Origin of the sequence: Rudanella paleaurantiibacter (assembly GCF_009184635.1) — a bacterium.
Lineage (GTDB): Bacteria > Bacteroidota > Bacteroidia > Cytophagales > Spirosomataceae > Rudanella > Rudanella paleaurantiibacter.
On the sequence record NZ_WELI01000010.1, the window covers coordinates 151,177 to 175,023 of the forward strand.

Here is a 23,847-nt window from a genome sequence, read left to right on the forward strand (position 1 = left end):
TAAGTTATGAACAAACCACTACTGTACGGGTGTATGGGGCTTTGGTTGCTGCATCATACCACCTCGGCCCAGACGTTGGCGATGGCCCCCCGGGCCCTTGCCCGCCAGCAAACGTCCGACGGGCAACCGGCCCGGGCGGTGCGCCTGACCGACGCACTCAATAGTCTGCAACAGCGTTACCGCGTTGATATTCTGTTTGAAGAAGCAGGTATGAACCAGGTAATGGTGCCGGGTCAGGTGCTGAGCCGGACCAACACCCTCGAAGCGGGCTTGACCGAGCTGCTCAAATCGACAGGGTTTGAGTTTCGCCAGCTAAAAAATGGTGCCTACGTGGTGCGCCGGGCCGACCGTCGGGCGCGATCGGTATCACAAACCGACCAGGCTACCCTGCCCGAATCAACGGCCGACGAGACCGGCAACCGACCCGAAACAACCCGCCTGGCCGATGACCGGACTATTACCGGTAAAGTAACCGACGGCCTGTCGGGGCAGGGTCTGCCGGGCGTAAACATCGCCGTGAAAGGCACCAGCCGGGGAACTACCACCGATGGCGAAGGTAACTTCAAGCTGGCAGTTCCGGCGGAGGCTACCACGCTTGTTTTTTCGTTTATCGGCTACCAAACCCGCGAGGTGCCACTCACGAGCGAGTCGGTGCTGGCCGTAGCTCTTTCGTCGTCAGACCAGACACTCAATGAGGTAGTCGTCACGGCGCTGGGTATCAAGCGGGAGAAAAAAGCCCTGACCTACGCAACGGGCGAGATTCAGGGCCGCGACCTGGTGGGCGCCCGCGAAACGAATTTGGCCAACGCGCTTTCGGCCAAAGTGCCGGGCGTGCAGGTGACCAGTTCGGCGGGGGGCATGAGTGGCTCGTCGCGGGTGGTGATTCGCGGAAACTCGTCGCTGTCGGGCAATTCGCAGCCGCTGTACGTGATCGACGGGGTGCCCATCGACAACTCCAACCGGCGGAGCATTGGCTCGTTTGCGCTGCAAAGCGGTCTGGATGGGGGCGATGGCATTTCGAACCTCAACCCAAACGATATTGAGTCAATCTCGGTGCTCAAAGGACCCAACGGGGCGGCTTTGTACGGCCAACTCGGTGCCAATGGGGTTATCCTCATCACGACCAAGGCCGGTCGGCGCAACCGGAAACCAACGGTGTCATACTCCGGTAACGTGTCGGTCGGTCGGGCGCTGGTTAAACCCGACTACCAGAGTGAGTATGGACAAGGGTACAACGGAGCCTTTACATTTTACCGCAAAGCCGATGGTTCGGTGGTGCCTTACGATGCGGCTTTGACGGGCGGTATTCCTAAACTGGCTGGTGGGCGTAACCCAACTACGCGCGGTAGCTGGGGGCCCAAAATGCAGGGCCAAACCTACGAGGATATGTGGGGCGATACGCTTCAGTACCGGCCAATCGACGATCCATACACCGCCTTTTTCCGCCCTGAGCGGCAGATGAGCCACACGTTGAGCGTCGATGGGGGCGGTGAAAATACAAACTACTTCATTTCGGTGGCCAACCTCAGCAATGATGGCTTTGTGCCGACCAATACCCTCAAGCGCAACAGCGTGACTGTGAAGGTAGCTACCGATATTGTGAAGGGCCTCAACCTCGACATGAAGCTGAACTACATCAATCAGGCCGTGGTGAACCGCCCCTACGTAGGCGACGACGGGGCCAACCCGGTGTACCGCTTCCTGTACGTGCCCCGCTCGCTGTCGATGGATGGCCTGCGCCGGTATGAGTACAGTGCCAAAGATATTCGGCTGTCGCGCGATTTGGGCGGCAACGGCTTCTTTGTGGGTGGGGAGAAAATTTTTGAGAGCAACTCGGTTACATCCAACCCATTCTGGACCATCAACAACACCCGCAACGGCGACACCCGCGACCGGGTAATTGGTTACGCCAAACTGAGCTACGAAATTGCCAAAGGGCTTTCGGTACAGGGGCGTTACGGCACCGATTTTTACTACGAACGGCAGTACGGCTGGCGGGCGGTAGGCACACGGGTAGCCCAAACCGGTGATGTCTTTGAAAATAATGAGTACAACAAAACCGAAAACGCCGACCTGCTGCTGACCTACAACCACGACTTTGGCGAGACCTGGTCGATGAACGTACTGGCCGGGGCCAACCACCAGAACAACCGCTACCGGCTGGTGGGCAACTTCGGGTCGCAGTTGAGTATTCCGGGCCTGTACGCCGTGGGTCGTACCGTGCTCAACACGCCAAGCTACAACCTGGTGGAGTCGGTTATCAATTCGGTGTACGCATCGGCCAGTGTAGGGTTTAAAAACTACGCGTTTTTAGACCTGTCGGCACGTAACGACTGGTCGAGTACGCTGCCCGTGCAGAACAACTCGTATTTCTATCCCTCGGTGGGGGGCAGCTTGGTGGTATCCGACGCTTTGGGGTTGCAAAACAACTACCTCAGCTACCTCAAACTACGTGGGTCGTGGGCACAGGCTGGCCGGTCGGGCAACCCGTACACGACCACGGGCTATTACAACCTGAATGCCAACACGTTTCAGGGATTACCGCTGGCGACATACACCAACACCATTGTGGACCCGAACCTCAAAAACGAGCTGAAAGAATCGTACGAGGCCGGGGCTGAGGTGCGGCTGTTCCGCAACCGGATGAACATCGACTTCACGTACTACCACTCGGTAACAAGCAACCAGATTCTGCCCATCGTGATTTCGGAGTCGACGGGTTACTCGACCAAGCTCACCAACGCGGGTAAAATTCAGAATCAGGGTATCGAACTCCTTGTGGGCGGCACACCCGTGCGGTCGCGGTCGGGCCTGACGTGGGAAGCCAGTTTCAACCTCGCCGTGAACCGCAACAAGGTTCTCGAACTGATCGACGGGGTATCGGAACTGGTGATTGGGTCGGACCGGAACATCCGTGTGACGGCTAAGCCCGGTGAACCCTATGGTGTACTGAGCCAGGCCGACTATGCCTGGGTGAAAGACGAGAAAGGCAACCGTCTGATCGACACGCAGGGCCTGCCCGTTCGGCAGAGTATCTCGACCCAGCCTATTGGCAACGCCAGCCCGCGCTGGATTGGCGGCTTGAGCAACAGCCTGTCGTACAAGGGTCTGGTATTCTCGTCGCTGATCGACATCCGGCGGGGTGGTCAGATTTTCTCGCAGGGTCGTGTGCAGGAGGCTGCCTACGGAACCTCGAAGCGTACCCTGGAAGGACGTGAGGGCGGCCTCATTGCCGAAGGCGTGAAGGCGAAGCTCGAAAACGGGAAGTGGGTCAGCACCGGTCAGCCCAACGACATCCCGACAACGGCGCAGGCGTATTGGAACCGGGTGGCCTCAGACAAGGGCTTTGCCATTGCCGAAGAGTTCCTGTACGACGCCAGCTACATTGCTATCCGCGAGCTGCGGCTGGGCTACCAGCTATCGGCCGACTGGCTCAAGCGGACACCGTTTAAGTCGCTGGCAGTGAGCGTGTACGGACGTAACCTCGGCTACCTCGAACGGCATACCGATGGGTTCTCGCCCGAAAATGCGTCGGTCAACGTGAACTCCGGCACTATGGGTATGGAGCAACACTCGCTGCCCCTGATGCGGACCGTGGGTCTGGACCTTAATCTGAGTTTTTAACCGGCATTTGTTTCCGTGAAGATGAAAACGATAGCAACACCCCGCCTGCTGATGGTCGCGCTGACGACGCTGGCAGTCGGTTGTACCCAAAATTTTGAGGAGATCAATACCTCGCCGGTAGCCCCGGCCAGCGTGCCGGCTGAGTACCTGCTCACGCAGGCGCAACTCTCCGGTATTACGGCCGATGGCGACAACAACTGGCAGGTTGGCTCCTGGATTCAGCAGTGGGCCAGTGGCTCCCTCTCGGCCCCGTCGCAGTACCTCGAAGACCGCGACCTGTACGAGACCAACAACTGGCGTAACCATTACGACCTGATTAAGAACCTGGCCCAAATTCGGAACCGAGCCCTGAAAGGGCAGGAGGATACGCCCAACGGCCGTACCAAACTCGCCATTGCCAAAATCTACGAAACGTTTATCTGGCAACGCATGACCGATTTCTGGGGCGACATTCCGTACACCCAGGCCGGTATGCCCGACGATAATCTGGCCCTGTTGCCCAAGTACGATAAGCAGGAGGATATTTACCGTTCGCTCATCAGTAATCTGGATGGGGCCGTGGCCCAGTTGAGCCGGAATGATGTGTCGTTCGGGTCCGCCGATATTGTCTACAAAGGGGATATTGAGAAGTGGCGCAAGTTTGCCAACGTGCTGAAGCTGCGTATGGGAATGCGGATTCGCTTTGCCGACCCCGCCCTGGCCCAGAAAACCGTGACCGAGGCTCTGGCAGGCCCCGTATTTGTGGGCAACGCCGACAACGCAGCCATGCCTACCAACACGCTGGATGGCAACGCCCTGGGCTACCACCCGATTATTGCGAGTTATAACAGCAGTAAGGAACTGAATCAGATGGCGGCTGCTTTTGTCGACGCCCTCCAGACCCGCAACGACCCCCGTTTGCCCCGGATAGCCGAGCCAACTGAGAACTCCAAGAAAGCCGGTAAGCCTGTTTACCGGGGGCTTGGGGTGGCCCTCGGCGGTAGCGTGATTATCAACCGCGACGATTATTCGTACATGAATATCGCGGTTTTCAACGACCGCAAAGCCACCTTCCCGTACCTGTTTCTGACGTTTTCGGACCTTTGTTTTTACCGGGCCGAAGCCGCCCTGCTCGGTTGGGCGGGCCTCAACCCGTCGCAGGCTGAAGGGTTCTATCAGGCCGGTATTCGGGCGGCCATGCAGGTGCAGCCGTACAACATCGCCGAGACGGCCATTGCCGAATACATAGGTCGGCAGGGTAAACTGACTGGCTCCGACGAGGAGAAGCTGGAGCAAATTATGACTCAGAAATGGATCAGCCTGTTTATGCGCAACTACGAGGCCTACGCTGAGTGGCGCCGGACGGGGTATCCCCGCCTGACGCCCGGCCCGAATCCCGGTGTGACCGGCGGTCAGATTCCGCGCCGGGGGGTGTATTCGAGTACGGAGCGCCTGCGCAACGCGACCAACTACAACGAAGCTGCGAGCCGGTTGAACCGGGGCGACACGTACCTGAGCCGCGTGTGGTGGGACAAACGATAGAATAAAATACCCGTTGGGCCCCGGCTTCTTGCAGAAAGAAGGCCGGGCCCTTCTATTTTTGCCCGTTCAACACGTACCCCTACGAACTTGCTCGAAGCCCTCTCTATCTCTAAATCCTTTACGGCCGATGTCCGGGCCGTTCGGCGCGTGTCGCTCCAGTTGCAGCCGGGTCAGATTATGGGCCTGGTGGGGGCCAGCGGTTCGGGTAAAAGCACGCTGCTTAATTTGCTGGCTGGCCTGACCGATACCGATACCGGCGAGGTGCGCCTGCACGGTGAGCGGCTCAAGGGGCCCTCGGAAGTGCTCGTGGCCGGGCACCCCGACATCCGGCTCGTGCATCAGGAGTATCAGCTTATGCCCAATGTATCGGTGCGCGAAAATATCGCCTACACCATCCGGTACTACGAAAAAGCGTACCAGAACTACCGGGTCGACCAGTTGCTCCGAATCTGTCGGCTTGAGGCCGTGCAGGACCGAACGCCCAAACAGATTTCGGGGGGCGAGAAACAACGGGTGGCTATTGCGCGGGCCGTGGCCGAGAAGCCGCCTGTGTTGCTGTTCGATGAGCCGTTTGCGCACCTCGACCTGCCCAACCGGACCATTGTACGGGCTATGCTGCTCGAATTGGTGCGCCACGACCCCGAACACCAAACGGCCTGCCTGTTTGTGACGCACGATGCCACCGACGCCCTGTCTATTGCCGATACCCTCGGTGTGATGCATCAGGGACAGATTATCCAGATGGGAACGCCCCGCGAGCTGTACACAGCCCCCCGCACGGCCTACGTGGCCCGGATGACGGGGCCTGCCAATCTGATCAAAGCTAAATACCTGCCGCAATTGGGCCTCGGTACTGACCCAAACCCCGAACGCTACGCCTGTATCCGGCCCGAACGAATCCGGGTGGGCCTCCCCGACGGCGTGGAGGGCGTCGTGAAGGCGGTATATTACAAGGGTGGGTTCTCCGAAATTGAGGTGGCCATGTCAAGGTACGTCCGGTTGCTCGCCAATACCGCTGAGCCCATTTCTGAAGGTGACCGGGTTCGACTGACCCTCGACCCCGCAGCCGTTGTGTGGGTTGATTGAGGCCGCTTACCCAAACCGGAGTTTTTCGATAGTGGTTAGTGTTTGGTGCGTCTGATGTTCGCGCGCTCGTTCCACCGGAGGGGCGGCCCGTACGGTGCAGTCGGCAATAGGGCACCGCTCGCAGGTTTCGCCCACCGACGTGCTCGGAATGGCGGGGTCGTCGAGAAACCGAAACACCTCCCGCAGTTGGGGCGTGAGCGGAAAGCCGATATTAATGCTGCTGTTAGTGGTGGTTGGGGGCGACGACTTGGCAATGGAAAACACGAAATACGTGTTGCCGTTGGTCGAAAAGGTAATCTGCTGCGCCCGGCAGATGGGTTGCCCGTTCCAGGCACCGGACTGCTGTAGCTGCCGTAACTCCGTCAGAATCGTAACTGACACCTGCCGACGGCAATAATGCTCGTTGCGGGCGGTGCCGTGGGGCGTGTGCAACTTGCTCAGGTGCAGCTCCTTGTTGAGCGTGTACCGCCCGTCGGCGCCCTGATTGAACCGGATGAAAAACAGCTCTTTCAGCCCAAAATGACTTGTAAGCACGTTGGTCATGCGGAGCAGAAACATCTCCGGTGTCACGGCAAACGGCAGCATCATGTCGAGGAGCCGGTTATTGCTCCACGTTCCCGACGCGGCCACCTCGGTCAGCTCGTTGATGAGCCGCTGCCGGGGAATGAGCACGGCGCGGGCAAAGTACGAGGCTCTGAAATTATTGAACACCTCCTCAAACGACCGGGCCGATAGCACCGACGATTCGAGCGGCCGGATGGTTGCCTTGAGCCGCCGGTAGCCAATTTCGCGCGCCAGCGTGAAGGCCCGTTGCTCGTTGGAAAGCTGCCGGTTGAGGAGCAGGGTATTCTTTTCAGGTAAGTACACCGACCGCAGAGCCGCCAAATCGGGTTGTTCTGCCGCATCGTAGGTTTGAATGGTGCAGCCGTAGGTATGCGTCAGGAGGTCGAAAAGCCAGTCGGGGCAGTGGGTTGGGTCAGAGGGGAGCGGGTGTTCGCTCAGAAACTGGTCGGCTTCCAGTTCGAGGTCCTCAAAATAATTGTCGTGCATGGCCTGATACGTCCGCAACACCGAGAAATAAAACTGCTCGACGCGCAAGTCGTAATTCCGCCCAATCTCGATGAGCGTACTGATGAGGGCGCTCAGTTTGGCCGGGGCATTGGCCATCACTTCCAGAAAATACCCCGGTTCAATGCCAAACAGGTCGAGAGGAAGCTCGTTCAGAATATTCGAATCGAACAGTTCAACGACCGGCTCCAGCTGTTTGCTCACCCGCAGCGACACCAGTGAGTCGTAATCGGTTTGTAACGCTTTGGCCAGCGCGAAGATTTTTTCGGTCTTCGGGTACTTCTTTCCCTTCTCGATTTCATTCAGGTACGAAGGTGACAGACCGGTCTGATCGGCCAGGTCGTAGGTCGACAAACCCAGCTCTGTGCGCAACTGCCTTACTTTTAACCCAAATACCAAACGTACCTTTTCCCGATCCGATGCCATGCCGCAAAAATAAGTGTAGAGATTGATCCAGCCGGGTTTAGCACCTAATACACACGAGGGTCCTCAGTACTGGACATTCGGACTTTAGACACTGGACATTAGACTTACTACCTTTATATATGGAGGTCTAACGTCTAATGTCCAACATCTAATGTCTAGTACTGAGACGAGGGTCTTTACCGGCTTGCGCAGACAAACATACGATACGCCCCATAACCATTCACGAAAAACCAGCAACACCAGCAGCCGGTCATGGTAAATTTCACGGTAGGGTACACTAACTTAACCGAACCTCAGGCCAGACAATGGCACCATTCATTCCTAAATAGATACGAGCTATGCGTACACAATTTCTTTACTTTTTCCTTTTAGTAACCCTCACCGCGCAGGCACAGGACAACCTGTCGGTAAGCGGGGTACGGTGCGTGGCCGTTGATAGCCGCGATAATGTGTGGGTGGGCGTTCGTGACCGGCTGCTCAAAGTGACCCCCGACGGTAAGCCAACGCTGGTGCTCGATGGCTGGAAAAACTACATCAAACCCCTGACCGTCGGAATTAACTACATGGCTATCGACGCCCGCGATAATCTGTTTGTAGTAGCCACCCGCGATAACCTCATCCGAAAAATAACCCCCGACGGTAAAATCAGCCTCTTTGCCGGACAGCCGTACCAGTACAGCGTAATCGACGGGCCGCTGGCCAAAGCTAATTTTCGGAGTCTCGACCATATCACGATGGACCGGGCCGGTAATATGTACGTGACAGACGCCGATGAGAAAACGCCCAATACCAACCTGAGTTATCACAACTACGTGATCCGGCACATCAGCCCGGCCGGGGAGGTGACCACACTGCGCGACAAAGCTACCGGCGAAAAACTCTGGTTTGACATAATCGATGGGCTAACCACCGACGCCCAGGGCAACCTGTACATCAGTGATGCTTACCCGCGCTGTATCAAAAAACTGACCTTGACCCCCGACCGTAAGCAAGCTACGGTGAGTGTGGTGGCCGGGCAATGCGGCAAGCGTGAGTTTCACCCGGTGTACACGCCCGGCGATGTAAAGACTGCCGAGCTGTTTACTCCCGGCCCATTAGCTTTCTCGCCGAAAGGGGAACTCCATTTTGCTGATGTCCGGCTGCATCGGATTATCAAAATTGCCCAGAATCAGGTGACCGATGTGGCCGGGAACAGTACAATCCAGAAAGGCGTGAATATGGGTGGTCGGGCCACGGAGGGCTACAAAGATGGCCCGGCCCGGCAGGCCATGTTCAATTTTCCGCTTGGCAACGCCATTACGTTCGATAGTCGGGGCAATCTCTACATTGTCGACGGCGGTAATAACTGTATTCGGAAGCTTTCGGCTGAGGGAATAGTCAGCACCTTTTTGAAGTAAGGAGCGAGGCTACGCGCCCAGGCTGTATGAATTGACCCGTTTACGACTCCTGTTTAAATTATTTCAGGAGCTTTTAGTATAAAAGAGAGAATTTGTGCGGATTGGATAAAAATAGCGAACGTTCGCTATTTTTATCCAATCCGCTTTTTATCTTCATGCCCAGAATAGGATGACCAACTAAAAAATAACCGCATGGTAGCCCAGGAAATACAGCCAACTTCTGCTTTTGCTCTCGACACGCCCGATGAAAAAGCGTTGCTTTTCCTCAAAATCAGTGATGTAAAGGAGTTGAACTTTCAGTTGCCGCCCGCTGCGCTGGTCGAGCACGCGCTACGACGCAACGAAGGGCAACTGACCGATCAGGGGGCATTGATGTGCTCTACCGGGCAGTTTACAGGGCGCTCGCCCAAAGACCGCTACATTGTTAAAGACGAACTGACCGAGTCGAGAGTCGACTGGGGGGCTGTCAATATTCCGTTCGATGCCGGACAATTTGATCGGCTGCACCGTAAAATGTGTCATTTTCTGGAATACCAGAAGGTGTACGTACGGTACGCTATGGCCGGGGCCGATCCCCGCTACTCCCTGAAACTGTGTATTCTGACGACCTCTGCCTGGCAAAACCTGTTTTGTGCGAACATGTTTCTCCGGCCAACCGAAGACGAGCTGGACGATTTTGAGCCCGATTTTACCATTCTGGCCGTGCCTGAGTTTCTGGCGCACCCGGCCGAAGATGGTACCCGCAACGCCAACTTCGCTATTCTGAACCTGAGCAAGCGGGTGGTGCTGATTGGAGGCACGGGTTATGCGGGGGAGATCAAAAAAAGTGTATTCTCGGCGTTGAACTTCCTGCTGCCTGCTCAGGGCGTATTGCCCATGCACTGCTCGGCCAATCGGGGTGCTGAGGGCGATGTCGCTATTTTCTTTGGGCTTTCGGGCACGGGCAAAACCACGCTCTCGGCCGATCCCGAACGCGGGCTCATCGGCGACGATGAACACGGCTGGAGCGATGAGGGCGTGTTTAACTTCGAAGGGGGTTGTTACGCCAAAGTGATCGACCTCACCCGCGAGCGGGAGCCGCAGATTTTCGACGCGATTCGGTATGGGTCTATCGTGGAAAATACCTGTTTCAAGCGCAACAGCCATACCGTTGACTACACCAATACGTCGATTACCGAAAACACGCGGACCTCGTACCCCATTGATTTTATCGACAATGCCGTTGTACCCTCGGTTGGCTCGCACCCGAAGGCCATTTTCTTCCTCACCTGCGATGCGTTCGGGGTATTGCCGCCTATTTCACGGCTTACGCCTGAGCAGGCTATGGATTACTTCGTGATGGGCTACACCGCGAAAGTAGCCGGTACCGAAATGGGCGTGTCGGAGCCGCAGGCAACGTTTTCGGCTTGTTTTGGGGCGGCCTTTATGCCGTTGCACCCGACAGTGTATGCCCGGATGCTGGGCGACAAAATCCGGGAGCATCAAACAAGCGTTTGGCTGATCAACACCGGCTGGACGGGCGGCAGCTATGGTGTGGGCGAGCGCATGAAATTGGGTTACACCCGCGCCATGATCCGGGCGGTGTTCAACCACACGCTCAACGAGGTGACGTTTGAGAAACACCCCGTGTTTGGCGTACAGATGCCTACAAGCTGCCCCGGCGTGCCCGAAACGGTACTCAACCCCCGTCAGACCTGGGCCGATCCGGCCGCGTATGATGCTAAAGCCGAGCACCTGAATAGCTTGTTTGCGAGTAAGTTAGCATCATACTCTCCAGCCCTGTAACGGTATGCTTATCCATCAGGAACGAATCACGGGGCGGTCTAATGCATCGAAAAACGGTGAGTTGGCCATGCCGGTGGGCACTACGCTCGACCGGTACATCATGCGTCGGCAAAATGACTTCCCGTACGCAACGGGTGAGTTGTCGCAATTGCTGCGCGACATTGCCCTGGCCAGCAAGATTGTCCACCGCGAAATCAATCGGGCGGGGTTAATGGATATTGCCGGCTCGGCCGGTTCGGGCAATGTACAGGGCGAAACCCAACAGAAACTCGATGTGATCGCCAATATCCGATTTATCCGGGCTCTGAAAAATGGGGGTGAGGTATGCGCCATTATCTCGGAAGAAGACGACGATATTGTGCATACCGGCAACGTGAATGCCCGCTATGTGGTGGCTATTGATCCGCTCGACGGCTCGTCGAACATCGACGTAAACGTGTCCATTGGGACTATTTTCTCGATTTATCGGCGGATAACGCCCGTGGGGACCGAGGCTACCGAAGCTGACTTTTTGCAGGGGGGGCGGTGCCAGATTGCCGCCGGGTACATTCTGTACGGCTCATCGACCCTGCTCGTGCTTACGTCGGGCGCGGGTGTGAGCGGCTTCACATACGACAATTCGCTGGGCGAATACATCCTGTCGCACGCTAACCTGCGGCAGCCGCCGGTCGGTACTATTTTTTCGTGCAACGATGGCAACGTAGAGGACTACCCCGCGCATGTACAGGCCTACCTGTCCGATTGCCGCCGACGTCGGTTTACGGGGCGGTACATTGGCTCACTCGTGGCCGATTTTCACCGGAATCTGATCAAAGGCGGGATTTACCTGTATCCGCCCACGGTAAAATCGCCCAACGGCAAGCTGCGGCTTCTGTACGAATGTTACCCGATGGCCTTCATTGTCGAACAAGCCGGGGGGCGGGCCACCAACGGGCACGAGTCGATTCTCGACGTAGCCCCGGTTTCGGTGCATCAGCGCTCGGCGTTGTACATCGGCTCGGCCGCCATGGTCGACGAGCTGTAGCCATGTTTTATAAACCCAAAGGCCCGCCAGATAATCTGGCGGGCCTTTGGGGTAAATCTCATTCAGTTTATACCCGTTCGATGATGATAGCGTACCCCATGCCTACGCCTACGCACATGGTAGCGAGGGCGTAGCGTTTGCCGGTTTTGGCTAATTCGAGCGCGGCCGTCTGAATAATTCGGGTGCCCGACATACCCAGCGGGTGCCCCAGCGCGATGGCTCCGCCGTTGGGATTGATGCGGGGGTCGTTGTCGGCCAGCCCGAGGGCCCGCGTACAGGCGAGCGACTGAGCCGCGAAGGCTTCGTTCAGCTCGATAATGTCGATCTGATCGAGCGTTAGGCCTGCTTTCTGAAGGGCTTTGCGGGTAGCCGGTACGGGGCCGATGCCCATGATGCGTGGCTCCACCCCGGCAACGGCCGAGGCCACAATCCGGGCTTTGGGTGTAAGGCCGTACCGCCGAACAGCCTCGTCGGAAGCGAGCAGCATGGCCGCTGCGCCATCGTTCAGGCCCGACGCGTTGCCTGCCGTAACCGTACCGCCTTCTTTTTTAAATGCCGGCTTCAGTTTGCCCAGTACCTCCAGCGTGGTTTGGGGCTTAATGAACTCGTCGGCATCGAACACCGTAGCGGGGCCTTTGCGGGCCGGAATTTGAACGCCTACAATTTCATCGGCAAAACGACCCGCCTGTTGGGCTCTGGCCGCTTTTTGTTGCGAGTTATAAGCGAACAAATCCTGATCGTCGCGGCTGATAGTATACAGATCGGCGAGGTTTTCGGCCGTAACGCCCATCGCATCGGTGCCGTACAGATCCTGCATTTTAGGGTTGACAAACCGCCAGCCAAAGCTCGAATCAAACATTTGGGCGTCGTTGCCAAACGGTTTCGAGGTTTTGGAGATGACCCAGGGGCCCCGCGTCATGTGCTCCATGCCCCCCGCAACAAACAGATCGCCATCGCCAGCCTTAATAGCCCGGTTGGCGTGTACGACCGCCGACATGCCTGACGAGCAGAGCCGGTTGACGGTTTCGCCGGGTACGGTATAGGGTAAACCGGCCAGTAGCAAGGCCATACGGGCCACGTTGCGGTTGTCTTCGCCGGCCTGATTGTGGCAACCCAGTATCACGTCGTCGATGGCGTCGGCCGGGACGTTTGGGTTGCGCGACAGGAGTTCTCGGATAGGCAAAGCCGCCAGGTCGTCGGCCCGCACGGGCGACAAACTACCTCCAAAACTGCCAATAGGCGTCCGGACGGCATCGATGATGAATGAATCCATAGGTATTGAGTGAATTAGCGATTGAGTGAATGAGTGATTGAGTGAATGTATTCCGTTTTCGCTCAATCACTCATTCACTCATTAAATGCGCTCATTAAATGTCGCACTCGTCTTGGCCCGAACGTCGTCCAGGGTCACGCCGGGCATAAGGTCGATTAGGGTAAGCTGCCCGTCGGGGAACGCAAAAACGGCCAGATCAGTGATAATCATATCGACAACACCCGTTGCCGTGAGTGGCAGCGAGCATTGGGGCACCACCTTCGACGAGCCGTCGGGGTTGGTATGCGTCATGGTGATGATCAGCCGCTTAGCTCCTTTGGCCAGGTCCATAGCCCCGCCAACGCCCAGCAACGGCTTGCCCGGCACGGCCCAGTTGGCCAGATTCGCCTGTTCGTCCACTTCCAGGCCGCCCATAATGGCCACGTCGATATGCCCACCCCGAATCATGGCAAACGAGTCGGCGCTGTCGAAATAGCTGCTGCCTTTGAGGGCCGTTACCGGAATCTTACCCGCATTAACGGGGTAATCCATCGCGCCACCACCGTCGGCTGGTACGGGGCCAACGCCCAACATCCCGTTTTCGGTGTGCATAATGATGCCGTGCTCGTCGGTGATCAGGTCGGCTACGAGCGTTGGAATACCAATGCCCAGATTGACCACATCGCCTTTTTTCAGCTCGGCCAATGCCCGCCGGGCCATATTCATGCGGACTTCGTCTACTTTTTTCGACGATGATACCGAGGCCGAACTGCCGAGGTCTTCGAGCGTAAGCGTCGCCTGCACCAGATAGTCGACATAGCAGCCGGGCGTATGCACGTGTTCGGGGGCAATAGCGCCCACCGGTACAATTTCTTCCACTTCGGCAATAACCAGGTCGGCGGCTGTCGCCATCGCCTTGTTAAAGTTGTTTTCGGTCATGCGGTATTGCAGGTTCCCAGCCGTATCGGCACGCCAGGCCCGAATAAACGCCACGTTGCCCCGAATGCTTTTGATGAACACCTGCTCGACCCCGTCGATCACCTTGGTTTCGCGACCTTCGGCGAGCGGTGTACCGGCCGATGTCGGGGTGTAAAAACCACCGATTCCGGCTCCACCGGCCCGGATGGCCTCAGCGAGGGTTCCTTGTGGCAACAGTTCGTAGGCAACCTGCCCGCTTTGGGCGGCCTTAACGGCGTCGGGGTTCGATGTGAAAAACGAACCAATCATTTTCCGAATCTGCCCGTTGCGCAACAGACGGCCTCCGCCCAGACCGGCCTCGCCGGTATTGTTGCCCACAAAGGTCAGATTCCCGGTTCCCAGCTCGGCGAGGGCGTGCATGAGGTGAACCGGGTTGCCGGTCATTCCGAAACCGCCTTGCAGGAGCACATCGCCCTCTTTAACCAGCCCGGCCGCCGTTTGACTATCAATTATTGGTACTTGCTTCATTATGTTGGAGTAGGTGTCGTGGAGAATGAATAATGTATAGTGCACAATGAATAATGTATAGTGCATAATGGATAAGCTGATAATCAATAGCATTATCCTTTACCCATTGTACATTATTCATTACCCATTGTGCATTATTCCTTCACTTAACTATTCATTTAGTAAACGATTCAAAAGGCAGACCGACGTAGTTTTCGGCGACGGTGGCCGCGTAATTGTCTGAAATACGAATGTAGTCGAATTTGGCCCGTTGCAGACGGTACTGGAACGACCCGTGTTCGTCCTGCTTGTGGAGGAGCGTGGTCATAAAGTTCGAAAAATCCTGTGCCCGCCAGATGCGCCGGAGGGCCGTGGGCGTGTACATGTCCAGCCCGGTGGTCGAGTTGTTGTGGTAATAATCGATAAATGCATCTACCAGGTGCTTCACATCGGCAATGGCGAGGTTGAGACCTTTGCCACCCGTGGGCGGTACAATGTGCGCGGCATCGCCCGCCAGAAACAGCCGCCCGGCCTGCATGTTATCGATAAAATAACTCCGCATAGGGGTGATGGCTTTTTCAAAAATTGGGCCGGATTGCAGGTTCCAGCCCGGCGTGCCCAGCCGTACTGATAGTTCTTCCCAAATCTGATCGTCAGACCAGTTATCCACTTTGTCGTCGTTTTCAACCTGAATATACAAACGGCTCACCGTAGACGACCGCAGGCTGTGGAGGGCAAAGCCCCGCTCGTGGTAGGCATAAATAAGCTCGTCTGACGAGGGCGGCACGTGGGCCAGAATCCCCAGCCAGCTAAACGGATACGTGAGCGAATACTCTTTGTACGAATTCTTAGGCAGGGTTTTACGGCCCAGCCCGTGGAATCCGTCGCAGGCGGCAATGAAATCGCACTCCACAACGCCTTTTTGGCCGTTTTGCTCGAAATAGATTTTTGGGTGCTTCGTGTCGTAATCGGCCAGTTCGAGGGCGGGGGCCTCAAACAGAATCGTGCCGCCCCCCGTAATCCAGGCATCGGTCAGGTCTTTAACAACCTCCTGCTGCCCGTAAATGGTAATGTGCCGCCCGTTGGTGTAGGGGCCGAAAGGTACCCGGATACGTTCGCCGTCGAAGCTCAGGTACACGCCGTGGTGCTCGTGGCCTTCACGTACGAGCCGGTCGGCCAGCCCCAGAGTTTTGAGAATATCCACGGTGTTTTGCTCCAGCAAGCCTGCGCGCACCCGTGCCTCCACGTACTCGCGGCTGCGGTGCTCAATAATGACCGAGTCGATGCCGTGTTTTTTGAGCCAGTGAGCCAGCGTGAGCCCGGCGGGGCCTGCGCCAATAATTCCTACCTGTGTTTTAATCGTTTTCATACATGAATTGTGGTTTGGATTCCGGGTTTCGGCCGAAAGCGCCTGGGCTTGTAGGGGAATGAATAATGAACAGTGAAAAATGAATAGTGAATAATGGATAATACACAGTGAACAAGGGTGCATTTTGTTAATTATCCATTCTGCATTGTCCATTCTGCATTGTCCATTCTACATTTTCCATTTCTGCATTACCCATTTCTGTACTTACCTGGGCAATAGGAGAGCTGTGGCTTGCCTCAGCAGCCAGTAACAATCGCCTGAAACGCCCGAATCGGGTTGTTTACGAGTGGTTTATCGGTAAGGTTGCCAGCACTTCCTGTGCGGCATGAAAGGCTTCGTTGGCTGCCGGTAGCCCGCAATACAGGGCCGACTGCATGATGACTTCTTTGATCTCGTCGGGGCTAACTCCGTTGTGAATGGCTGCCCGCACGTGCATCTGAAATTCGGCTTTCCGGTTCAGCGCAATGAGCATGGCGAGAGTAATCAGGCTCCGGCTGTGCTTGGGAAGGCCCGGCCGGGTCCAGATTTCGCCCCAGGCGTAGCGCGTGATAAAATCCTGAAAGTCGGCCGTAAACTCGGTCGTCTGGCTGTTGGCCCGGTCTACGTGGGCATCGCCCAGCACCGTCCGCCGAACGTGCATTCCCTGCTCGTAGCGGGTGTCGCCGACCAGAAAATTGATGAGTATCTGAGCGTATTGGCGGGGCAGCTCGGTACTGGCGAGGTGCCGGGCGGGCAACACCACCAGGTTGGCCGACTGGATGTTGGCTTGCAGAAACTGAGCCTGCTCCACGTTGGTCACGGGGTCTTCGTCGCCGGTAATCACGAGTGTCTCGACCGAAACCCGATTGAGGTCCTGCCGAAAATCAGCGTCACGGATGGCCGCGCAACAGGCTGCATAGCCGGGCACGGGGCTTCGGAGAAACATGGCCCGCATCTGCGCGACACGGCTGGTATTGTCGGCCCGGAACAGGGGGGTAAACCATCGTTCCATCGTATCGTCGACAATGGCGGCCATGCCGTGCTCAGTGATCGTGGCAATGCGGCCGTTCCAGCGTTCGTCGTTGCCGATTTTAGCGCCTGTGTTGCTGATAACCAGCTTTTTGATTCGGTCGGGCCGGTGGATGCCCAGCCACTGACCTGTAAGGCCACCCATCGACAGGCCGCAGAAATAAGCCTGCTCGATACCCAGCTCATCCATCAGACTGATTACATCTTCGCCGAGCTGGGCAATGGTGTAGGCGTCGCCGGGCGAACCGTCGCCCGGCAGCGTTGTCGGTTGGTAGCTGCCACCGTGCCCCCGGGTATCGTACTGGAGTACCCGGAAATAAGGCAGTAGGTACGGCAAAAGCTCGTCCCACATGCTCATTTCCGAACCGAGCGAGTTTGAGAAAATCAAAACCGGGCTGTTGGGTGTGCCAGAAAGTTTGTAGTTCAGAGACATGGGCAATTAGCGAATGAGCGAATTGGTGAATGAGTGAATGGGTGTGGGCGACAGACGGCAATGCGAGCTAACCAAAAACTATAAACTAAAAACTATAAACTCGTTATGACCTCGCCAGAACCGAGTCAATGAGGGCGAGGGCTTCGCCGAGTGAGTTCATGGGGTCAAACAGGGCGTCGAGGTTGGTTAGGGGGAGATTCATGCCTTCCAACACCGCTTTCAAGTGCCGCTTTTCGGCAACCGCAACCCGGCTTGCCTCTTCCACCCTCGCATGGGCTTCGGCTTTCCCCAGATGGGCTGCCAGAGCGAGCGAGACGGTTTCGGCGTAAATCAGGCCATTGGTTTGTTCGAGGTTATACCGCATCCGGTCGGGGTCTACTTCCAGATTGGTCAGTAGATCAAGACCCTTGTCCACGACCCCGGCCGTGAGCTGCATTATCTCGGTCAGCACATCCCACTCCGAATGCCACAACCCCGCCGACCGCTCGTGTTCCTGCGGCATTGCCGCGAGCAGAGTTGCTACCAGCTGCGGCACCCGGTTGGCGTTGGCCAATATGGCCGTGCAGGTAACCGGATTACGCTTGTGCGGCATTGTGCTCGACCCGCCTTTACCCTCGGCTTTGCCTTCGAATACCTCGGCTACCTCGGTTTGCATCAGCAGGGCAATGTCGCGGGCTATTTTGCCGAAGCTGCCCGTCAGAATCCCCAACGTAGCCCCAAACTCGGCCAGATTGTCGCGTTGGGTATGCCACGAAACCGATTCGGAGAGACCCAGCCGCGTAGCCATTGCCCGATGGACCCCGGCCGGAATCGACGCGTTACGGCTTCCGACCGCTCCGGCCAGTTGCAGCACCAGCACCCGTTTTTGCCCCTCCGCCAGCCGTTGCCGACTCCGCCGAAGCGCGTCGAGCCAGCCCGCGGTTTTGAGCCCAAACGTAATGGGCTTGGCCTGTTGTAACAGGGTGCGGCCGGGCATCACGGTGGTTCGGTAGGTGCGGGTGAGCCGGGTAAGTTGTTCCTCTACAGCCGCCAGCCGGTTGTTTAGCCAGTCTGAAAAGGCTTTGATTGTCAGTATGGTAGCCGTATCGACGACATCCTGACTGGTGGCGCCGAGGTGCACGTACCGGGCAGCCTCTTCGCTTTGTCCGCGTACCTGTGCCGTCAGCTGCTTTACCAGCGGAATGGCGGCATTGCCCCCCAGCGCGACTTCAGCCTGTAGTTTCGAAAGGTCGAGGAGCGGGTGCGCGCAGCAATCGGCAATGATTTGGGCCATCGGTTCGGGAACGAGCCCGCACCCGGCCTGTGCTTGTGCCAATGCCCCCTCAAACGCGAGCATACGGCCCAGCATGGCCTCGGCCGATACCATTGGCTCGACTTCCGAACTGTAAAAAAGACCGCTGTACAGAGACATAATCAGGCCGGTTGGGTGAGCAGGCTAAACCTCGAAAAACACGGTTTCGTTGTCGCCCTGCATAAAAATATCAAAGGTATAGCCGCCGGGTGCTTTTTGCGCCAGCAGAGTTGCCCGCCGTTCGGTGGGTACGGTGTTGAGCAGGGGGTCGGCTGCGTTTAGGTCGGCCTCGTCGGCAAAATAAAGCCGGGTGTATGAGTGAATCAGTTGCCCGCGCATAAACACAATCACCCAGAAGTGCGGAGCCTGCCCATCGACCGAGCCGGGCTTGGTGGCCTGAAATACAAACCGGTTCTGCGGGTCGGTACCGGTACCAAACCGGCCAAACCGCTTGTTGGCGGGGTCCCATAGCTCAATCATGGCGTCGGCAATGGGTTGCCCCTGTCCGTCGAATACCCGGCCCGTGATGGTGATGGCATCGGGGGTGTTCAGGGGATCAACCAATTGATTCCCGACCAGACTTTTGAAGTCGTACAGGTATTGTTCGGGGGTGAGGCCGTAAGCGAAGTACGGGCCCACAGTTTGCGAAGGTGTCTGTAGCATGTCGGTCGGGTTAAACGGTTTCGAAAGGGGTGGCCTTACTGCCTCTCAGGACAAAATCGAACCGGTAGCCCAGGGCAAAAGCGGGTTCGGTAATGTCGAGGTCGAAGGTTGAAATAAGCAAATCACGGCCTTTGGGGGGCACTCCCAGGAAAATAGGGTCGTACTGCAGGAGCGGGTCGCCGGGGAAGTACATCTGCGTGACGAGCCGGGTGGTAATGTTGGGCCCGAACAGCGAAAAATGGATGTGATTGGGCCGCCAGGCATTGTGGTGGTTGCCCCACGGGTAAGCGCCCGGCTTAATGGTGTAAAATTTGTAGTTGCCCTCGGCATCGGTCAGAACCCGGCCCGCACCCAGAAAATTGGGGTCTAAGGGCGCATCGTGCTGATCGACCTTGTGGACGTAACGCCCGGCTGCGTTGGCTTGCCAAATCTCGATGAGCGTGAACGGAACCGGTCGGCCGTTTTCGTCGGTCACTTTACCGTGAACCACAATCCGTTCACCGAGGGGTTCACCGTTCCGGCGGGCGTTTTTGGTCAGGTCGTGGTCGAGTGGGCCGACATTCGTATCGCCGAAAACAGGCCCCGACAGTTCGGAAAGCGATTGTTTAACCACCACCAACGGCTGGCTGGGAGCCCGCAACAGGGTTGATTTGTACTCGGGCGACAGGTACGGTGGGTGCATCTCCCGATCAAACGGATTATAGATAAGCTGGCTCATTCGTGCGCGTATTTGCTTAGGAAAGTCACTACGCAAAACTACCGTTAGGGTGCTAAACTATCTTGGATAAATAAAAATTAAGCTTGTACAAATCGAACATTTATTGGTTATTGAGGTCTGAAATTGTCTAATTGGAACATAATTGCACGACTGGCTTTACGCATTAGACACCAGAACCGATACTCCAGAACCCATGCGGAAGGCACTCAAAAACTTTGAAGGGCTCTATGGCGATAAACAGCATCCGTTTACCGACGGCTTTATTCACCATGAATTGCTGGAGGTGAGGAGTCGGCGGTACGACTGGGCTATCGACACGCATTTGCACACTGACTTGTTGCAGGTCTTTTTCTTTACCTCAGGCAACGGCGTGTTGCTCACCGAGCAAAACCGGGTGCCGCTCAATCCGCCCTGTGTGCTCATTATCCCGACCAATACGCTGCATGGGTTTCTGTTTGAAGCTGGCATGGTCGGCGAAGTATTTACAATTACGGAAGGGGCACTCGACGCTTTTTTTAAAACGGCCCCGCACGTGCTGCTGGAGGTAAACCGACTGAATCACCTGACGTTTCGTGAGTCGGAGCCAGATTTTGTTCAACTGGTGGCGCTGCGGGATCGGATCTGTGCCGAGCTGGCGGGCGATCAGTTGGAGAAGGAGCGGGCGCTGGGCTTTTGGGTGCAGCTACTCTGGGTGCAATTATACCGGTTGAGTCTGGCTTCGAGTGTGTTTATTCAGAAGGCCGACAACCGCACGCTGGGGTATTTTCAGGGGTTTCAGAAACTCATCAGGCAGTCGGGCTACCAAACCCAATCGGTGCAGGAGTACGCCCGTGAGTTGTCAATTACGACGGTGCATCTGAATCGGGTATGCCAGTCGGTGGTGGGTAAATCGGCCTTGCAGGTGGTGCACGATTACCTCATTGGCGAAGCGAAGAAATACCTGCTCGGTACGAGTTATTCGCTGTCAGAAATCTCGTATCTGCTCAATTTCAAAGACCCGGCTTACTTTTCGCGCCTGTTTAAGAAGCAGACGGGCCTAACGCCGGGGGCGTTCCGGCGACAGGGGAAGTAGGGGCGAGGTTGGAACACGGATTGTTGCCCCCTGCAATCCGTGTTCCTGACTATAAAACCCCGTTGAGGTTGAAAATCAGGTCGGTAATTTGCGCTTCGGTGGGCGTAACACCCGCTTCGAGGAGCTTACGGGCGTTGAGGTGGTCGGCCGGGCGATTAAGCGAGTCGACCGCCAGCAGCTTGCCCGCTTTGAAGTAGTACACCGAAAACTTGTCGGCGGCTTCGTCGCCCCGGATCACGTAGGTATCAAAACCCGCCGAAATCCCGGCCATTTGCAATTTCAGATGGTACTGATTGGTCCAGAACCAGGGTACGGCCCGGTACGGCCGTGGATTCCCCAGCAGATGGCTCACTACGGTTTTGGCCTGGTCGACAGCATTTTGCACCGACTCGAGCCGGAGGCACTTGCCCGCATAAGGGTTATCGTGCGCGGCACAGTCGCCAATGGCGTAGATGTCTGGTACCGAGGTTTGCCCGTATTCATTGATCCGAATACCATCTTCACACACCAGACCCGCCGATGCGGCCAAGCCCGTTTCGGCAATAACCCCAATTCCCGCAACCACCAGATCGGCAGTCAGGCTTTGGCCGTCGGTCAGGGTCAAGGTGTGTGAATGTCCTTGTTTTTGGATAGCCTGTAGCCCCACGCCCAGCCGTAATTGAACACCATGTTGCAGATGGGTACGCCCAAACACGTCGGAGATCACCGGGGGTAACACCCGCTGCATGAGTCGCGGCTGATACTCGATGACCGTTACGGCCTTGCCTTTTTCAACGGCTACGGCCGCCAGTTCGAGGCCGATAAAACCACCGCCGATGATGGCGACCCGCTCGGCCTGCGCCAGGCGGTCGCCAATTTGCTGCGCATCGGCCAGGGTACGGAGGTACAACACTTCATCGGCACCGGGTAGCGGAAGCCGCCGGTTAGCGGCACCTGTTGCCAGAATCAGGTGCGTGTACGTCAGGGTATCGCCTGCCGAGGTGGTCAGCTGATGGGTTGCCGGGTCGAGGTGCGTGGCCGACACGCCCAACTGCAGGTCAATCTGGTTGGTGGTGTACCAGTTTGCCGACCGAAACAGGATGGCCTCGTCGGTTTGTTTGCCCTGCAAATAGCCTTTGCTCAGCGGTGGTTTTTGGTAGGGCAGGGCGGGGTCTTCAGAAAGCAGCGTAATATCTCCCTCGAAACCCTCTTCGCGGAGCGATGCCGCTGCCTGAATACCCCCGTGACCCGCCCCGACTATGACAATACGCGGTTTCATTGTTTATCGGGAATACGGACGATCAGCCCGTCCAGTTGGTTCGAGATACGTACCTGACAGCCCAGTCGGCTGTTAGCCCGGCGTTCGGCCGAGGCTCCGTCGAGCATCTCGTTTTCTTCCTCCTCCATGTCGGGGAGCCGGTCCAGAAAGGCGTCGTCGACATACACATGGCAGGTAGCACACATGCAGGAACCCCCGCACTCGGCTACAATGCCTTTCACGTCGTTTTGTACAGCCCCTTCCATGAGGGTAGCGCCGAGCGGCAGATCGACCAGATGCTCTTTTCCGCTTGTTTCGATGTAGGTTACTTTTGGCATGATTCTATTGAGTGAATGAGCCAGCGATCCAGCACTGCTCGATTAAATGGTTTGTTCCGTACTAAGGCCACTGATTTACGGGTGAAAATCTGCCTAATCCGTTTTATTCGCGTGCTAATCCGTTTGGATTGCGAATCCGTGTAAATTGAACGCAGATGACACAGATAGAGCGGATGAACGCTGATCTTTGTGTTGGCCATTTGAAGATGGGACTGGGCATGGGGGTGAAATAGCGTTTACTGCCTTTCCTCCCTTCCTCCTTTCTCCTTTTTTTAAATAAACTGCTTTCCTCCGTCGACAATGACGGTTTGGCCCGTTACAAAATCCGACAGGGGCGAGGCCAGGTATAAGGCTGTTCCGGCAATATCTTCGGCGGCTGATGGACGTTTGATAGCCCCCCGGTCGACGCCGTACTGCCCGGCATTTTCCATCAGGTTCAGGCTGGCTTCGGTCAAGGTGAAACCGGGCGCAATGGCGTTAACGTTGATGTTGAAACCACCCAATTCCTTCGCCATGGAGCGGGTGAGGCCAATAACCCCCCCTTTGGAGGCTACGTAGTGCGACCAGTTGGGCGAGCCACTCATAACCGTTGCCGATGAGATGTTGATGATCTTACCCCCAATGCCCTCGTTCTTAAACCGCTCTATCATGGGCTTGACTACCGCTTTGGTACACTGCCAAACTCCTTTGAGGTTGACGTTCATTACCAAATCCCATTCCGAATCGGCGAGTTCGTAAAACGGCTTGCGGTTGATGGTCGCGTAGATGGCCGCGTTGTTGATCAGCACATCAATTCGTCCGTAGGCTTCCAGAATCTGCCCGGTCATGCGTTCGACCGATGCGGCATCCGTTACGTCGACCTCCAGCCCCAGACCGCCAACCAGTTGGGCTGTTTCGTCGGCTCCAGCTTTGTTTTTGTCACAGGCCACAACGTGGGCTCCCTGAGCGGCAAAGGCCTGCGCAAAGGTTCGGCCGAGGCCCCCGGCAGCCCCAGTGATGACGACTATTTTGTCCGTGTAGTTGAGCATGAATAAAGAGTGAAAGAGTGTAGTGGTCTAGTTTGGGTGTACAATGTAAAATGTATAATGGGGTTGTGGCTGATTATCAGTC

General features: G+C 56.6%; 18 protein-coding genes. 7 read left to right on the top strand and 11 right to left on the bottom strand.

Annotation, left to right across the window (positions count from 1 at the left end):
• Window positions 1–6: 6 nt before the first annotated feature.
• The 3 genes from F5984_RS21360 to F5984_RS21370 all read left to right on the top strand — a co-directional run bounded on the left by F5984_RS21360 (window position 7) and on the right by F5984_RS21370 (window position 6,231).
• The gene (locus F5984_RS21360) at window positions 7–3,624 is read left to right on the top strand and encodes a SusC/RagA family TonB-linked outer membrane protein (protein ID WP_152126246.1); all 3,618 of its coding nucleotides are present in this window, start codon (window positions 7–9) and stop codon (window positions 3,622–3,624) included.
• A gap of 21 nt (window positions 3,625–3,645) precedes the next feature.
• Window positions 3,646–5,145 carry a SusD/RagB family nutrient-binding outer membrane lipoprotein gene (locus F5984_RS21365; protein ID WP_152126247.1) on the top strand — a complete coding sequence of 500 codons (1,500 nt, stop codon included), beginning with the start codon at window positions 3,646–3,648 and terminating at the stop codon, window positions 5,143–5,145.
• An 87-nt stretch (window positions 5,146–5,232) separates the two neighbouring features.
• Window positions 5,233–6,231, top strand: coding sequence for an ABC transporter ATP-binding protein (locus F5984_RS21370; protein WP_152126248.1), 999 nt, complete (start codon window positions 5,233–5,235; stop codon window positions 6,229–6,231).
• 6 nt (window positions 6,232–6,237) lie between these two features.
• Here F5984_RS21370 and F5984_RS21375 read toward each other — a convergent pair whose 3' ends face one another.
• Window positions 6,238–7,725 carry a helix-turn-helix domain-containing protein gene (locus F5984_RS21375; protein ID WP_152126249.1) on the bottom strand — a complete coding sequence of 496 codons (1,488 nt, stop codon included), beginning with the start codon at window positions 7,723–7,725 and terminating at the stop codon, window positions 6,238–6,240.
• Window positions 7,726–8,063: 338 nt separating this feature from the next.
• On the opposite strand from F5984_RS21375, the gene F5984_RS21380 reads away from it, so the two are divergent.
• From F5984_RS21380 to fbp, 3 genes are all read left to right on the top strand, one after another.
• Entirely contained in the window at window positions 8,064–9,122 is a 1,059-nt protein-coding gene (locus tag F5984_RS21380; protein ID WP_152126250.1) for an NHL repeat-containing protein, read from the top strand.
• Between the two features lie 192 nt (window positions 9,123–9,314).
• A complete protein-coding gene (pckA, locus tag F5984_RS21385; protein ID WP_152126251.1) occupies window positions 9,315–10,907 on the top strand; it encodes a phosphoenolpyruvate carboxykinase (ATP) in 1,593 nt (530 codons plus the stop codon).
• A 4-nt stretch (window positions 10,908–10,911) separates the two neighbouring features.
• Complete coding sequence (fbp, locus tag F5984_RS21390) at window positions 10,912–11,931, top strand: class 1 fructose-bisphosphatase (protein WP_152126252.1); 1,020 nt, start codon at window positions 10,912–10,914, stop codon at window positions 11,929–11,931.
• 67 nt (window positions 11,932–11,998) lie between these two features.
• On the opposite strand, the gene pcaF is transcribed toward fbp, so the two are convergent.
• The 7 genes from pcaF to pcaH form a co-directional block, all read right to left on the bottom strand.
• The gene (pcaF, locus tag F5984_RS21395) at window positions 11,999–13,204 is read right to left on the bottom strand and encodes a 3-oxoadipyl-CoA thiolase (protein WP_152126253.1); all 1,206 of its coding nucleotides are present in this window, start codon (window positions 13,202–13,204) and stop codon (window positions 11,999–12,001) included.
• 81 nt (window positions 13,205–13,285) lie between these two features.
• Complete coding sequence (locus F5984_RS21400; RefSeq protein ID WP_152126254.1) at window positions 13,286–14,629, bottom strand: 3-oxoacid CoA-transferase; 1,344 nt, start codon at window positions 14,627–14,629, stop codon at window positions 13,286–13,288.
• A 154-nt stretch (window positions 14,630–14,783) separates the two neighbouring features.
• Complete coding sequence (locus F5984_RS21405) at window positions 14,784–15,977, bottom strand: 4-hydroxybenzoate 3-monooxygenase (protein ID WP_152126255.1); 1,194 nt, start codon at window positions 15,975–15,977, stop codon at window positions 14,784–14,786.
• Window positions 15,978–16,257: 280 nt separating this feature from the next.
• The gene (pcaDC, locus tag F5984_RS21410) at window positions 16,258–17,418 is read right to left on the bottom strand and encodes a bifunctional 3-oxoadipate enol-lactonase/4-carboxymuconolactone decarboxylase PcaDC (protein ID WP_152126256.1); all 1,161 of its coding nucleotides are present in this window, start codon (window positions 17,416–17,418) and stop codon (window positions 16,258–16,260) included.
• A gap of 103 nt (window positions 17,419–17,521) precedes the next feature.
• On the bottom strand, window positions 17,522–18,829 hold the full coding sequence (gene pcaB, locus F5984_RS21415; protein ID WP_152126257.1) for a 3-carboxy-cis,cis-muconate cycloisomerase: 1,308 nt from the start codon (window positions 18,827–18,829) through the stop codon (window positions 17,522–17,524).
• 24 nt (window positions 18,830–18,853) lie between these two features.
• A complete protein-coding gene (gene pcaG, locus F5984_RS21420) occupies window positions 18,854–19,372 on the bottom strand; it encodes a protocatechuate 3,4-dioxygenase subunit alpha (protein WP_152126258.1) in 519 nt (172 codons plus the stop codon).
• 10 nt (window positions 19,373–19,382) lie between these two features.
• Window positions 19,383–20,090, bottom strand: a complete 708-nt coding sequence (gene pcaH, locus F5984_RS21425; protein ID WP_152126259.1) for a protocatechuate 3,4-dioxygenase subunit beta — start codon at window positions 20,088–20,090, stop codon at window positions 19,383–19,385.
• A 193-nt stretch (window positions 20,091–20,283) separates the two neighbouring features.
• On the opposite strand from pcaH, the gene F5984_RS21430 reads away from it, so the two are divergent.
• Window positions 20,284–21,162 carry a helix-turn-helix domain-containing protein gene (locus F5984_RS21430; RefSeq protein WP_152126260.1) on the top strand — a complete coding sequence of 293 codons (879 nt, stop codon included), beginning with the start codon at window positions 20,284–20,286 and terminating at the stop codon, window positions 21,160–21,162.
• A 49-nt stretch (window positions 21,163–21,211) separates the two neighbouring features.
• On the opposite strand, the gene F5984_RS21435 is transcribed toward F5984_RS21430, so the two are convergent.
• The 3 genes from F5984_RS21435 to F5984_RS21445 form a co-directional block, all read right to left on the bottom strand.
• Window positions 21,212–22,420, bottom strand: coding sequence for an NAD(P)/FAD-dependent oxidoreductase (locus tag F5984_RS21435; RefSeq protein ID WP_152126261.1), 1,209 nt, complete (start codon window positions 22,418–22,420; stop codon window positions 21,212–21,214).
• A complete protein-coding gene (locus F5984_RS21440; RefSeq protein ID WP_152126262.1) occupies window positions 22,417–22,737 on the bottom strand; it encodes a 2Fe-2S iron-sulfur cluster-binding protein in 321 nt (106 codons plus the stop codon). The genes F5984_RS21435 and F5984_RS21440 overlap by 4 nt, the downstream gene beginning before the upstream one ends.
• A gap of 272 nt (window positions 22,738–23,009) precedes the next feature.
• Complete coding sequence (locus F5984_RS21445) at window positions 23,010–23,765, bottom strand: SDR family NAD(P)-dependent oxidoreductase (RefSeq protein WP_152126263.1); 756 nt, start codon at window positions 23,763–23,765, stop codon at window positions 23,010–23,012.
• Window positions 23,766–23,847 lie beyond the last annotated feature (82 nt).

Excerpts from the sequence above, each read along its gene's own strand:
- F5984_RS21360 (WP_152126246.1), top strand. The coding sequence starts at position 7 with ATGAACAAACCACTACTGTACGGGTGTATGGGGCTTTGGTTGCTGCAT.
- F5984_RS21365 (WP_152126247.1), top strand. The coding sequence starts at position 3,646 with ATGAAAACGATAGCAACACCCCGCCTGCTGATGGTCGCGCTGACGACG.
- F5984_RS21375 (WP_152126249.1), bottom strand. The coding sequence starts at position 7,725 with ATGGCATCGGATCGGGAAAAGGTACGTTTGGTATTTGGGTTAAAAGTA.
- F5984_RS21380 (WP_152126250.1), top strand. The coding sequence starts at position 8,064 with ATGCGTACACAATTTCTTTACTTTTTCCTTTTAGTAACCCTCACCGCG.
- pckA (WP_152126251.1), top strand. The coding sequence starts at position 9,315 with ATGGTAGCCCAGGAAATACAGCCAACTTCTGCTTTTGCTCTCGACACG.
- fbp (WP_152126252.1), top strand. The coding sequence starts at position 10,912 with ATGCTTATCCATCAGGAACGAATCACGGGGCGGTCTAATGCATCGAAA.
- pcaF (WP_152126253.1), bottom strand. The coding sequence starts at position 13,204 with ATGGATTCATTCATCATCGATGCCGTCCGGACGCCTATTGGCAGTTTT.
- F5984_RS21400 (WP_152126254.1), bottom strand. The coding sequence starts at position 14,629 with ATGAAGCAAGTACCAATAATTGATAGTCAAACGGCGGCCGGGCTGGTT.
- F5984_RS21405 (WP_152126255.1), bottom strand. The coding sequence starts at position 15,977 with ATGAAAACGATTAAAACACAGGTAGGAATTATTGGCGCAGGCCCCGCC.
- pcaDC (WP_152126256.1), bottom strand. The coding sequence starts at position 17,418 with ATGTCTCTGAACTACAAACTTTCTGGCACACCCAACAGCCCGGTTTTG.
- pcaB (WP_152126257.1), bottom strand. The coding sequence starts at position 18,829 with ATGTCTCTGTACAGCGGTCTTTTTTACAGTTCGGAAGTCGAGCCAATG.
- pcaG (WP_152126258.1), bottom strand. The coding sequence starts at position 19,372 with ATGCTACAGACACCTTCGCAAACTGTGGGCCCGTACTTCGCTTACGGC.
- pcaH (WP_152126259.1), bottom strand. The coding sequence starts at position 20,090 with ATGAGCCAGCTTATCTATAATCCGTTTGATCGGGAGATGCACCCACCG.
- F5984_RS21430 (WP_152126260.1), top strand. The coding sequence starts at position 20,284 with ATGCGGAAGGCACTCAAAAACTTTGAAGGGCTCTATGGCGATAAACAG.
- F5984_RS21435 (WP_152126261.1), bottom strand. The coding sequence starts at position 22,420 with ATGAAACCGCGTATTGTCATAGTCGGGGCGGGTCACGGGGGTATTCAG.
- F5984_RS21440 (WP_152126262.1), bottom strand. The coding sequence starts at position 22,737 with ATGCCAAAAGTAACCTACATCGAAACAAGCGGAAAAGAGCATCTGGTC.
- F5984_RS21445 (WP_152126263.1), bottom strand. The coding sequence starts at position 23,765 with ATGCTCAACTACACGGACAAAATAGTCGTCATCACTGGGGCTGCCGGG.